General features: G+C 66.4%; 9 protein-coding genes. 2 read left to right on the plus strand and 7 right to left on the minus strand.

Annotation, left to right across the window (positions count from 1 at the left end):
* Nucleotides 1-48: 48 nt before the first annotated feature.
* From QMF22_RS06000 to QMF22_RS06020, 5 genes are all read right to left on the minus strand, one after another.
* Nucleotides 49-1,536: an aldehyde dehydrogenase family protein gene (locus QMF22_RS06000; RefSeq protein WP_283451359.1), complete on the minus strand. Its 1,488-nt coding sequence runs from the start codon at nt 1,534-1,536 to the stop codon at nt 49-51.
* Nucleotides 1,533-3,689, minus strand: a complete 2,157-nt coding sequence (betT, locus tag QMF22_RS06005) for a choline BCCT transporter BetT (RefSeq protein ID WP_283451361.1) — start codon at nt 3,687-3,689, stop codon at nt 1,533-1,535. The genes QMF22_RS06000 and betT overlap by 4 nt, the downstream gene beginning before the upstream one ends.
* Nucleotides 3,690-3,957: 268 nt before the next feature.
* The gene (locus QMF22_RS06010) at nt 3,958-4,248 is read right to left on the minus strand and encodes a WXG100 family type VII secretion target (protein ID WP_283451363.1); all 291 of its coding nucleotides are present in this window, start codon (nt 4,246-4,248) and stop codon (nt 3,958-3,960) included.
* A gap of 124 nt (nt 4,249-4,372) precedes the next feature.
* On the minus strand, nt 4,373-6,106 hold the full coding sequence (locus QMF22_RS06015; protein ID WP_283451366.1) for a sensor histidine kinase: 1,734 nt from the start codon (nt 6,104-6,106) through the stop codon (nt 4,373-4,375).
* Nucleotides 6,107-6,152: 46 nt separating this feature from the next.
* Complete coding sequence (locus QMF22_RS06020) at nt 6,153-6,845, minus strand: response regulator transcription factor (RefSeq protein WP_092112483.1); 693 nt, start codon at nt 6,843-6,845, stop codon at nt 6,153-6,155.
* A 142-nt stretch (nt 6,846-6,987) separates the two neighbouring features.
* Between QMF22_RS06020 and folP the strand changes: the two genes are divergently transcribed.
* Both folP and QMF22_RS06030 read left to right on the plus strand, forming a co-directional pair.
* Entirely contained in the window at nt 6,988-7,902 is a 915-nt protein-coding gene (folP, locus tag QMF22_RS06025) for a dihydropteroate synthase (protein ID WP_283451371.1), read from the plus strand.
* Nucleotides 7,903-7,937: 35 nt separating this feature from the next.
* A complete protein-coding gene (locus tag QMF22_RS06030) occupies nt 7,938-8,696 on the plus strand; it encodes a pyrimidine reductase family protein (protein WP_283451373.1) in 759 nt (252 codons plus the stop codon).
* Between the two features lie 116 nt (nt 8,697-8,812).
* Here QMF22_RS06030 and QMF22_RS06035 read toward each other — a convergent pair whose 3' ends face one another.
* Together QMF22_RS06035 and QMF22_RS06040 are read right to left on the minus strand one after the other, a co-directional pair.
* The gene (locus QMF22_RS06035; RefSeq protein ID WP_283451375.1) at nt 8,813-10,465 is read right to left on the minus strand and encodes a DNA repair helicase XPB; all 1,653 of its coding nucleotides are present in this window, start codon (nt 10,463-10,465) and stop codon (nt 8,813-8,815) included.
* Between the two features lie 111 nt (nt 10,466-10,576).
* Nucleotides 10,577-12,439, minus strand: a complete 1,863-nt coding sequence (locus QMF22_RS06040; RefSeq protein WP_283451377.1) for a helicase-associated domain-containing protein — start codon at nt 12,437-12,439, stop codon at nt 10,577-10,579.
* Nucleotides 12,440-12,464 lie beyond the last annotated feature (25 nt).

Below are 12,464 nucleotides of genomic sequence, written 5' to 3' on the forward strand. Positions count from 1 at the left end.
GATTCCTAGTCTGGTCGATCTGTTCACACGATATGCGGATGCCCGCAGCTACCGCTGCTGAAACCAGCCGGTCACGGCCGGGGCTGTGTTCTGGTAGATATGCTTGGTTTCCTGGTATTCACCGAGGCCCATCGGCCCGAGTTCGCGGCCGGACCCTGACTGGCCGTAGCCGCCCCACTCGGCCTGCGGAAGGTAGGGGTGAAAGTCATTGATCCAGACGGTGCCGTGGCGCAGGGCCTTGGCGATGCGCTGAGCCTTGCCGGCGTCCTGGGTCCAGACCGCTCCGGCCAGGCCGTAGACGGTGTCGTTCGCGATCCGCACGGCTTCGGCTTCGGTCTCGAAGGTTTCGATGGTCACGACCGGTCCGAACGCCTCGTCGATCACGACGGACATGCCGCTGGACACCTGGTCGAGGATGGTGGGCGTGTAGTAGAACCCCTCGGTCAGGTCGCCGTCGCCCCAGGTTCCGCCCGATCGGAGGCGGGCTCCCTCTGCCAGGCCCTTGGCTACGTAGGCGGTGACCTTGTCGCGGTGGGCGGCGCTGATCAGCGGTCCGGTCTCGGCGTTCGGGTCGAATGGCCCACCGAGGCGAATCTGATCGGCCCGGCGCACCAGCTCGTCGACAAACTTCTCCGCAATGGATGCCTCCACCACGATGCGCGCGCCGGCGGAACATACCTGCCCCGAGTGCACGAACGCGCCGTTGAGCGCGTTGTCGACCGCGGCATCGAAGTCTGCGTCGGCGAAGATCACGTTCGGGTTCTTGCCGCCGAGTTCGAGGGCGACCTTTTTGACGGTTCCGGCGGCCGCGGCGGCGATCTTCTTGCCGGTTTCGAGCCCGCCGGTGAACGAGACGAGATCAACGTCGGGGTGGCTGGCCAGCGGGGCTCCGGCCACGGCGCCCGCGCCGAGCACGAGGTTGGCGACCCCGGCGGGCAGGCCGAGGTCGTCGAGCAGTCCCATCATGAGCATGCTGGTGTGCGGGGTGAGCTCGCTCGGCTTGAGCACGAAGGTGTTGCCCGCCGCGAGGGCCGGGGCGATCTTCCACGCAGCCTGCAGTAGAGGGTAGTTCCACGGCGCGATCAGGCCGCAGACTCCGACGGGTTCGTGCACGATGCGGCTGATGACGCTCTCGTCGCCGGCATCGACCATGCGGCCGCTGTCCTGTCCGGCGAGCTTGCCGAAGTAGGTGAAGCAGTTGGCGATGTCGTCCATGTCGATTTCGCTCTCGACCAGGCGTTTGCCGGTGTCGAGGGTCTCGGCGCGGGCGAACTCGGCCCGGCGCACCCGCAGCTCAGTGGCCACCCGCAGAAGAAAGTCGCCGCGGGCGGGCGCCGGCACTGTGCTCCAGATTCCGCTGTCGAAAGCGGTGCGGGCGGCGCGGATTGCGGCGTGGACATCCGTTGTGGTGGCTTCGCTGACGGTACCGACCAGTGTTTGATCGGCCGGGCAACGGATCTCTCTGCTGCCGGCGTCGCTTGCCGGTACCCAGACCCCGCTGATGAACAGTGTGGCCGGTGCGGTGGTGGTGCTCATTGTTTGACCTCGTCCGAATCGAAATCGGCTTCCCAGTTGTCTTTGGCCACCTGGTCCTCGGCGAGGGCGGTGTTTCCCGGTTCGGCACGGTTGAGGTGCAGAAAGTCGAGGTGTGTTTCGTAATGATCGAGCACGTCGGTGATGACCTGCTCCTTGCTGTAGCCCATGAGGTCATAGCCGTGGCTGCCCTCGAGGGAGAACACCTCCATGCGGTAGTACTTGGCGCTAGCGCTGGCCGCGCGCACGGCATAGGTGGGGGTGTCGAACTGCACGGGGTAGATCTGGTACTTGAACCCGCGCTCGTCACCCATCGACACGTTCAGGTCGAGGTGTGAGATGTGCAGGCCGTCGACGACGCCCTTGGACAGGGTAACTTCGGCCCCCTGGGTGCGCAGCTCGTCGCGCACTTCCTGCAGGGCCGGCGTGGCCACGTCCGACACGAACCGTTCGGCTTGTCTTGGTCCGGGATAGCTCATGGCGCGGCTGAGGCGCTGACGCCAGTTGCGGGCGCGAGCCGGATCGGTACTGCGGCCCGACAGCAGACCGGGCAGGCTCGCCCGATAGCTGTCGGTCAGGGACTGCTCGACGCGGAGCGCCTTGTAAAGCCCCAGCATCACGAGCATGAGCACGATCGAGAACGGCAGCCCCATGATGATCGTGGCATTCTGAAGGGTGGGAATGCCGCCGACCAGCAGCATGGCGAGCGTGAGAACACCCGTCGTCACCGCCCAGAAGATGCGCAGCCACTTCGGGCCATCTGAGTCGGAGTCCTTGAGCCGGGAAGTGAAGTTCGACATGACCAGGGCGCCCGAGTCGGCGCTCGTGACATAGAATAGCAATCCGGTGAACGTGGCGATCGCCGCCGTCGCCGGTGCGAATGGGAACTCGGCCAGGAGCGAATAGAACCCGCGCTCCGGCGAATTCATGGCGACCTCGCCGAAGCCGGCGTCGCCGCCGATCACGATCGCGAGGGCACTGTTGCCGAAAATCGAGATCCAGAGCAGGATGAACGCGAACGGCACGATCATGGTGCCGGCAACGAACTCCCGAATGGTGCGTCCGCGGGAGATGCGGGCCAGGAACAGGCCCACGAACGGTGCCCAGGCGATCCACCAGGCCCAGAAGAACAGCGTCCACCAGTTCAGCCAGTCGTCGGGGCGGTCGTAGGCGAACGTGTTCAACGTCATTGCCGGGAACCGGCTGAGCGTGTCGCCGATGTTGAGCACGATGGCATCGAGCAGAAAACTGGTGTTGCCGGCTATGAGCACGAACAGCATCAGGCCGACGCTCAGCAGAACATTGAGCTCCGACAGCCGGCGGATGCCCTTTTCCACGCCCGACACGGTGGAGATCGTGGCCATGACCACGCTCAGCGCGATCAGCGACCCCTGCACGAAGAGAGACTCGGGGGTGCCGAACATGAAGGCGAGGCCGTAGTTGAGCTGGGCGACGCCGATACCGAGGCTCGTAGCGATGCCGAAGATGGTGCCCAGGATGGCGGCGATGTCGACGATGTCGCCGATCGGGCCATGGATGCGCTTGCCGAAGATCGGGTACAGGGCCGACCGGATGCTCAGCGGCAGGTTCTGCCGATAGGCGAAGTAGCCCAGGGCCAGGCCCATCAGAGCGTAAAGCGCCCAACCGGTGATGCCGTAGTGGAAGAGGGTCCAGACCATGGCCTGTCGCGCGGCTTCGAGGGTGCTGCCGTCGCCGGTCGGCGGTGCCAGATATTGCGTGACCGGTTCGGAGACCGAGAAGAACATCAGGTCGATGCCGATTCCCGCGGCGAACAACATGGCCGTCCAGGTAAAGAGGCTGAACTGGGGACGCGAGTGGTCCGGGCCCAGTCGCGTCTTCCCGACGCGGGAGAGGGCGATGATGATCACGAACGCGAGCACGACGGTGACGATGAGAAAGTAGTACCAACCGAGATTGACCGACACCCAGCCGACGACGGCGGCGATGACGTCGTTGGCCTGGGTGGGGGCGAGGATCGCCCACAGCGCTATCGCGATGATGCCGGAGGCGGAGCCGACGAAGACTGTTTTATTGACCCGGGTCTTGTTCTCCGGTGGCAGGTCGGCGAATCCCGACGGTGGGCCGGCGGCGGGACTCTCCGGGGGAAGAGCGGGAGTGTGGGCAGAGAGAGTCATCTCATCCTTGGTGCTCGGTGTGATGTCTCGATGGCGCCAGTGGCCGAAATGCGAACTGGCAATCCGAGTGGCCGCGGTGGCGGCGTGGTGCGCATCTGTCAGTCTAGCAAGGCAAGATCCGCGTCTTTCCGGGCTTCTTCGGGGTTCAGGGTGTTATCCCGCGCGTGGTATCACAGATTCCTGGTTGTGAGTTTCTACCGCCGAGGCATGAGATTCACGCCGCTTTTCGCGAAAATCGGCCCAAGGCTCACACCTCGGTGCAGCGCACCTACCGGGCGAAGAGGCGGGTATTGGCCTGCTCGGTCTCGGCGTACTGCTGACCCGCCACGCTCAGCGCCTGGTTGAGCACGGTCAGGCTGTCCTCCAGCTGCTGGTGCATGCCGCGCCACTCGGCGAAAGCGCCCTGAAAGGCGGCGGAGGCCTGACCTGTCCAAAACCCTTCAAGACTGGTCAGCTGGGCGTTGAGATCGCCCACATCGGCCTGCACTCGCGCGATGGTGCCGCGGGCGGTGCTAGCGGTACTCTGCACCGCATCGCTGTCGACCTGAAAGCTCGTCATGGTGTGCCCTTCTCCTACTTAACAGTGGTTGGTGACTGTGAGAGTAGAAGAGGAACGGCAGCATCCGCTTGTCAGGCGCAGATCGGTGAGCGGACGCCGCCGCCCGCGCCCTGTGGAGGAGTCGTTAGGGGATGACGGGCTGGGCGTGCTGCGGGGCGCTCGGCGTTCCGGCGAGGGGCAGCGAGACCCGGAAAGTGGCACCCCCGCCGGGGGTGTCGACGACGTCGACGGTGCCGTTGTGGCTCGCGATGATCGCGGCGACGATGGCGAGTCCGAGGCCGCTGCCGCCGGTTTCGCGGGCGCGAGACGAGTCGGCGCGCCAAAATCGCTGGAAGATCTTCTCCCGAATCTGCGGCGGAATGCCGTCGCCGTGGTCGATCACGGCGATGGAAGCTCGCTGGGCGTGCGGGTTGACCGTTACCTCAAGCTCGATCGGGCTGTCCGAAGCGGTGAAGCGCATCGCATTGCCCATCAGGTTGGTGATGACCTGGCGAATCTTGTTCTCTTCGGCCATGACGATGGGCGGCAGTTGCGGCTCCACCAGCAGTGCAGTCTGGTCGGCCTCGGGCAGAACGACCGTTCCTCGACGCGGTTTGCGGGTGCGCAGCCGGGCCAGGGTGGCGCCGGCGAAGGCGATGGCTCCGGTCGGCGTGGCGGTACCGGACGGCCGGGTGATGGCGCCGGTGGTGACGCTCTCCAACGACTCATTCTCAAGCGGCGCAATTTCACCGGAGTCGACGTCATCGTGCCCGTCCAGGTCGCCAGGGAGCGGCCCGAAAACGGCCGGGGGAGTGAGCACGGTGACCTGGCGGCCCGGTGAACTCGCCATGGCGTCGAGCGCGGCGTCGCGGGCGAGCGGGACGAGGTCGACCGGGGTCAGCGCGAGCGGCTTGGTCTCGTCGAGGCGGGCCAGTTCGAGCAGGTCCTCGACCAGGCCGCCCATGCGGATCGCCTCTTTTTCGATGCGTTCCATCGCCTGGGCCACGTCTTCGGGGGTCTGCAGTGCGCCCATGCGGTACAGCTCGGCGTAGCCGCGTACCGAGACAAGGGGGGTGCGCAACTCGTGGCTCGCATCGCCGACGAAGCGGCGCATCTGGTCGATGGTGCGGGCTCGGTCTTTGAAGGCGCGGTCGATGCGGCTGAGCATGATGTTGAGCGAGCGGTTGAGGCGACCGACCTCGGTGTTCGGGGTGGCGCCGCCGAGTCGCTGGCTGAAGTCGCCGTCGGCGATGGCCGCGGCGGTCTGTTCGGCTTCACGCAACGGCACGAAGGTGGTCGTGACGAGCACCCGGGTGAGCATGGCGCCAATCAACACGACTCCGGCGCCGAAGCCCAGAAAGATCGTGAGATAGGTGGCCATCGTGTTCTCGGTCGGCCGCAGCGAGACGGCCATGACGAGGGTGCCGTAGGTGCCGGTGGGGCTGATCACCACGGGCACCATGATCGCGTGAAACTCGGTGTCGTGGGCAGCGTCCCACAGTGTCTGAATCTGCCCGTCGAGCTGCGACACCCGCTTCAGGTCGAGCGGCATACCGACCACCGGCAGTTCAGCGTGGTCGCGTTCCTGCCAGGTGCGGGTGATCAGGGCGCCGTCCTGGTCATACAGGGCCACGAAGTAGTCCGAGGCCACGCCCTGGGTGTCACCCTGCGAGAACACGCTCGATGAGTAGCCGCTGAGCGCGGTCTGCGTGTCGACCTGCAGCTGCGTGTCGACCTGGGTCACCACATACTGCTTGAGCATGGCCATGGTGCCGATGCCCGAAACGAGCAGGCCGAGCGTGAGCATCAGCACCGTGACACCGGTGATCTTGGAACGGAGGGAGATGCTGCTCCACCGCCTGGACAGGGTTTCGTGCATAAGTGGCTTTAGTCTACGAAGGCTCGCTGTGCCTAAGCCCCATGGATCATGCCTTGGCAGCCTTGAGCATGTAGCCGAAGCCGCGCTTGGTCTGGATCAGCGGTTCGCTCGAGTGCACGTCAACCTTGCGGCGCAGGTAGGAGATGTAGCTCTCCACGATTCCGGCGTCACCGTTGAAGTCGTACTCCCAGACGTGGTCGAGGATCTGCGCCTTTGACAGCACCCGGTTGGGGTTCAGCATGAGGTAGCGCAGCAGCTTGAACTCGGTCGGGCTCAGCTCGATGGCCTCGGTGCCAACGAGAACCTCGTGGGTGTCCTGATCCATTGTGAGCTCGCCGGCGCGGATTACGGCATCCTCGTCGGCGTGCATGGTGCGGCGCAGAATGGCCTTGATGCGCGCGACGATCTCGTCGAGGCTGAACGGCTTGGTCACGTAATCATCGCCGCCGACGGTGAGGCCGGTGATCTTGTCCTCGGTGTCGTCTTTGGCCGTGAGGAAGAGGATCGGTGCGGTGTAGCCCGCTGAACGCAGGCGCTTGGTGACCCCGAATCCGTTCATGTCGGGGAGCATGACGTCGAGAATGATGAGGTCGGGTTCCTCCTCGAGCACGGCGGAGATGGCCTGCGCACCATTGCCAACGGCGCGCACGGCGAAGCCGGCGAAACGGAGGCTGGTGGTGAGGAGGTCGCGGATATTGGGTTCGTCATCGACGATAAGGATGCGGGGGCCGTCAGTCATGCCCCCAGTATCTGCGCGTTAGCTGGAGCTTTGCTGAGAGTGGGCGGTGCGTGCTGGGATCGGCGGGCGCGGATCCGTTGTGCAGCACGAATTACCGACATGATGGGAGGAGCAATCGACCTGTTTCAACCCGAGGACCCCTATGACCCGAACCAGAATCAGCTCGGCCCCGGCCTTGACGCTGCCTGAACTGGATGCCCCGCGCCGGCTGATCGGTGGCCGCACCTTCGACTTCGATCGCGAGGTCGCCGTGATGGCCATCATCAATCGCACGCCGGACTCGTTCTATGACCAGGGCGCAACGTTCGCGCTCGACGCATCCGTCCTGGCCGCGCATCAGGCCATCGCCGACGGGGCCGACTGGATCGACATTGGCGGCGCCAAGTTCGCGCCCGGACCGGCCGTGCCAATCGAGCAAGAGATCGACCGGGTGGTGCCGGTGGTCGAAGCCCTGCGCGGCTCCGGGGCGGTCATCTCGGTCGACACTTTTCACCCCGCCGTCGCCGCCGCGAGCATTGCCGCCGGCGCCCACGTGATCAACGACACGACCGGGGTGCATGACCCCGCGATGGCCGATGTCGTTGCAAACAGCGATGCCACCCTGGTGATCACGCACAGCCTCGCGGCGCCGCGCATGCCGTACCCGGCGCCGCATTATGACGATGTTGTGGCCGAGGTGAGCGCGTTTCTGCTCGCCAGGGTCGACCGTGCGGTCGGGCGCGGGGTGCCGCCCGAACGCATCATCATCGACCCGGGCCACGACCTGAACAAGACCACGCGGCACTCGCTCGAACTGACCCGTCGGCTCGGTGAGATCACCCGGCTCGGCCTGCCCACCCTGGTGGCCGTGTCGAACAAGGATTTCGTGGGGGAGAGCCTGGGCCGTGAGCGCGGCGAACGGGTCGAGGGGTCGCTGGCCGCCATGACGGTCTGCATTCTGCAGGGCGCCCGCATCGTGCGCATGCACAATGTGCGGGCCGCCGTCGACGCCGTGCGCATGACCGAGGCCATCCTCGGGTTTCGCGAGCCCGCCTACGAGCGTCACAACCTCGCCTGATGGGGGCCGAGCTGCCGCCCGGGGCGGAGCCGTCGGTGCGGGCCCAACTACCGCCGAGCTCTGAGCCTTCCGTGCGCGCCGAACTGCCGCCACGGGCCGAATTGATCGACCGTTACCGGGTGGTCGACCGCTCGGTGCCTTGGGTGCGCGTGAATTTCATCGCGAGTCTCGATGGCGCAGCCACGGTTGACGGCCTCAGTGGGGGACTGAACAACGCCGACGACAAGCTGGTCTTCGACACGCTGCGGCTCCTCACCGACGTTGTTCTGGTCGGCGCCGGAACGGTGCGCGCCGAGGGCTACGGCGGCAGTCTCCTGCCAGCGGATGACGCGGCCTGGCGCGTGCAGGCGGGCCTCGCCGCCCAGCCCCCCGTTGCGATCGTGTCCGGGCGGCTGGATCTTGAGCCGGGGCATCCCGTTTTCGTTGATGCGGCGACCCGGCCGATCGTGCTGACCCATGCTGCCGCACCGGCCGACCGCCGCGCCGAGCTCTCCGCAGTGGCCGACGTCGTCATCTGCGGCGACGAGGCGATCGACCCACGCCGGTTGGTGGCGGAGCTCGCGGCGCGGGGCCTGCCGCAGATTCTGTGCGAGGGCGGTCCGCACCTGTTCGGCGATCTGGTTGCGGCGGATCTGGTCGACGAGCTCTGCCTGAGCCTGGCGCCGGTGCTCGAGGGCGGCTCCGCCGGGCGCATCGCGGTCGGGGAGGCCGCTGCGACCCGCGGCATGGAGCTGCGCCACGTGCTGCGCGCCGGCGACATGCTCTTTCTGCGTTACGTGCGCCGCGCCGGCTGAGCGCGCGGGTGGGCCTCATCCGCTCGGCCCACCTTGCGAAACTGGGACCATGATCGAACGAAAACGGCCCCAGTTTCCGGGCCCGGGCCCGGAAAGAAGTAGTAGGGGGACGCGGGTCAGACAGCCAGGGGTGCCTCGAGGCTTTGGGCATCGAGGATCGTGTAGCTGTAGCCCTGTTCGGCCAGAAAACGCTGGCGATTCTGCGCGAAATCCTGGTCGACCGTGTCGCGGGCGACCAGCGTGTAGAAGTTCGCTGACAAGCCGGACTCCTTGGGACGCAGCAGCCGGCCGAGGCGCTGGGCCTCCTCCTGGCGGGAGCCGAACGAGCCCGACACCTGGATGGCCACGGTCGCTTCGGGGAGGTCGACCGAGAAATTCGCGACCTTCGAGACGACGAGCACCTTCACCTCGCCCACTCGGAACGCCTGGTACAGCCGCTCGCGTTCGTCGATCGGCGTGGCTCCGGTGAGCTGCGGGGCGTGCAAGACCTCGGCGAGTTCGTCGATCTGGTCAAGGTACTGACCGATCACGAGGATGCGCTCACCCTCGTGCTTGGCAATCAGCGCCTGCACAACGCCGAGCTTGGCCGGTGCGGTCGCGGCCATGCGGTACCGCTCGTCGTCGGCCGCTGCCGCGTAGCTGAGTCGCTCGGACTGCGGCAGGTCGATGCGTACCTCGTAACAGTTGGCCGGGGAGATGAAGCCCTGGGCCTCGATCTCTTTCCACGGGGCGTCGAAGCGCTTCGGGCCGATCAGGCTGAACACGTCGCCCTCCCGGCCGTCCTCGCGCACGAGCGTGGCCGTGAGGCCGAGTCGGCGGCGGGCCTGCAGCTCGGCAGTGAGCTTGAACACGGGCGCGGGCAGCAGATGTACCTCGTCGTAGATCACGAGGCCCCAGTCCATCGCGTCGAGCAGTTCAAGGTGCGCGTACTCGCCCTTGCGCTTCGCGGTGAGAATCTGATAGGTCGCAATGGTGACCGGCTTGACCTCTTTCACCTGGCCGGAATACTCGCCGATCTCCTCCGCGGTGAGGGTCGTGCGTTTGAGCAACTCGTCCCGCCACTGGCGGGCGGAAACCGTGTTTGTCACCAGAATGAGTGTGTTGGTCTTGGCGGTGGCCATGGCTCCGGCGCCGACGAGGGTTTTGCCGGCGCCACAGGGCAGCACGACGACGCCGCTGCCGCCGTCGAAGAAGCTCGCGACGGCCTTGTTCTGATAGTCGCGCAGGGCCCAGCCGTCTTCCAGCAGATCGATGTCCTGCGGGGTTCCGGGCGTGTACCCGGCGAGGTCCTCGGCCGGCCACCCAAGCTTGACCAGCTCCTGCTTGAGCTGTCCGCGTGCCCATGCCTCGACCAGGTAGGTCTCCGGTGACGGATGCCCGATCAACAGTGGCGCGATTCGCTTGGCTCCGGCGATTTCGGTCAGCACAGCCTGGTCGCTGCTGTGCAGCACGAGGGCGCCCTCTGAGTCGCGCTCGATGACGAGCCGACCGTAGCGCCCGACGGTCTCGGTGATGTCCACGCTGACCGTTTGCGGTATGGCGAATTTAGAATACTTCTCGAGCGTTGCGAGCATGTCCGACGCATCGTGCCCGGCCGCACGGGCATTCCACAGGCCGAGCCGCGTGATGCGGTAGGTGTGGATGTGTTCGGGCGCGCGTTCCAGCTCGGCGAAAACGGCGAGGTCGTGACGAGCATCCTCGGCAAGAGGGTGGGCGACTTCGAGCAACACCGTGCGGTCACTTTGGACAATCAGGGGGCCATCAGACATAGCGCCCAATCCTACTCTCGTCAGTCTGCGGTCCTGTCCAGTGGCTGGTCTTTGCGCTCACACTCTCGTCGGTCGTCGGTCGCGTCCAGCCGATGCCGGGGCGCAGGCCGGTCAGGGCGCCGGTGTGATGCTGAGGATGCTCTTGAGCGGCAGGGTTCGCTCGATATCGGCACGGCGGTCTCGAGCCCGAAAGCGTCCGTTGCTGACGCTGGCCGGTTCGAGCAGGTAGTCCACCACAGCGCCGCCGGGCATCGCAATGCTCACCAGAATGGTCTGCTTGGCCTTGATCGCTGTGTCGAGTTGGCGGGTGAGCCAGGCATCCGCGACCGAAATACCACTTTCGGCGCCGAGTCGTAGCTTCTCGACCAGGTTGCGGGCGGTATCAACCGTCGGCGTCAGCGTGACGTGGGCGATCTGGTGGCGGCGCAGGTGCACGATCTCACCGAGGTCGTCCTCGGCGGCGACCGGATAGCGCGCGTCACTGAGTGCCCAGAACACGGCGTCACCGGCGAAGCGGCTGAGTAAGTTTGCGCTGTCGCCGGCGCGCACGAGAGCGAGTGGCGCCAGAGTCTGGTCGACGGCGATCGTGCCGAGCAGCGCGGCATCCGCTGAACAGACGTAGCTCAGAAAAACGGACTCATCGCCGACCGGAGCGACCGGAGCGTTCGGTGCGCCGGTGAGGCTGCCCACGCGAACCCGACCGTACCGCGAAGCCGACTCTTTGATGAGGTAATCGACCGGCTGCGGAATGCCGGTGAGCGAGATCGACGAGAGAAAAGCCAGTAGCGAGTCAGCGTTCTCGCCCGCGGCCAGCGCGCGATTGACGGATGCCGCGGTGATGCGATAACTAGACGCCAGCTCGCGGCTTTCCACATCGGCCATCCCGCGCAGGCGGGAGTCGATGGACGGTGCGAGCGGGCCGGGCGCAACAATCGAGAGGTCGTGCTGCAGATACACCGCGCCGACCTCGGTCGGCAGCGCGATCGCCATGGTGTCCACGGCCGCCTCGAGGTCGCCGCGCAGTATGCTCGCGCCGGCCGTGCTGGTGGTGTCGTGGGCGGTGACCCCGAGCAACTCGGCGTCGCGGGCGAACTCGGTGAGCTGGGCGAGCATCCACTCGCCGCCGGCCGGATACAGCCAGGCGATGAAGGCGGTGAGACCGTCACCCCAGAGCAGCCCCGCCTGACGCGGCAGGATATCGGCCACGATCGGCGGAAGCGCCGCCTGCCAGGCTGCGGCCAACGCCGACCACCGCGCGGTCGTGCGTTCGAGCAGCCATGCTTCGCCGGCCTCGGTCTCCATCCAATAACCGTCGGAGCGGGCGAGCAGGTCGGCCCGCGATGCCAGGGCCAGGATCGGGGCCACCAGATCGACGTCGACCGTCATCACGGTGGACAGTCGCTTGGTGTCGGGCAGGCCGAGCCCACCCCGGCTGAGCTGCCGGGCCGGCTCGCGGCTGAGCTCGTTGACCAGCTCGGCGATCGATGACACGACCGCAAAGGCGCGTTCGGCGGCCAGCTGGTCGATGAACGCGACCTCGGTGTCGGGGACAGCGGTGAGGGATGCCGGGGGCAGTGCGACGGCAAGGTCGCCGGCACCCGGCAGGCCCTGGGCCGGCCAGCGTGCCAGGTGAGCCGACACGGCGTCGTAAGGAATGCAGCATCCGTCGACGTGATCGGCGAGGAGCTGGGCGTGCAGGGTGTCGACCCGGCTGATTACATCGGTCAGCGTGACCTCGGTCGACCCAAATTCGCGCAACCGGTTCGTCACCGCCTGGAGAGTGGGAACGGCATTGTTGCTCGTGAGTTGCCCAGCTACCGCCAGAACGGCGAGCGTCGAACGGTCGAGGTGGCTCAAGGCCAGTTGCACATTGCCCGGGTCGAGCAGAGCCTCGGCCAGATCGAAGAAGTCATGGATACCGCTGGCAGAAATGCCGCGCACCCCGATAACGCGCCGCAGCTCGGCATCGGGCATGGCCCGAAGTCTCGATGCGAGGCCG

Source organism: Cryobacterium sp. PH31-L1 (assembly GCF_030063145.1).
Taxonomy (GTDB): Bacteria; Actinomycetota; Actinomycetes; order Actinomycetales; family Microbacteriaceae; genus Cryobacterium.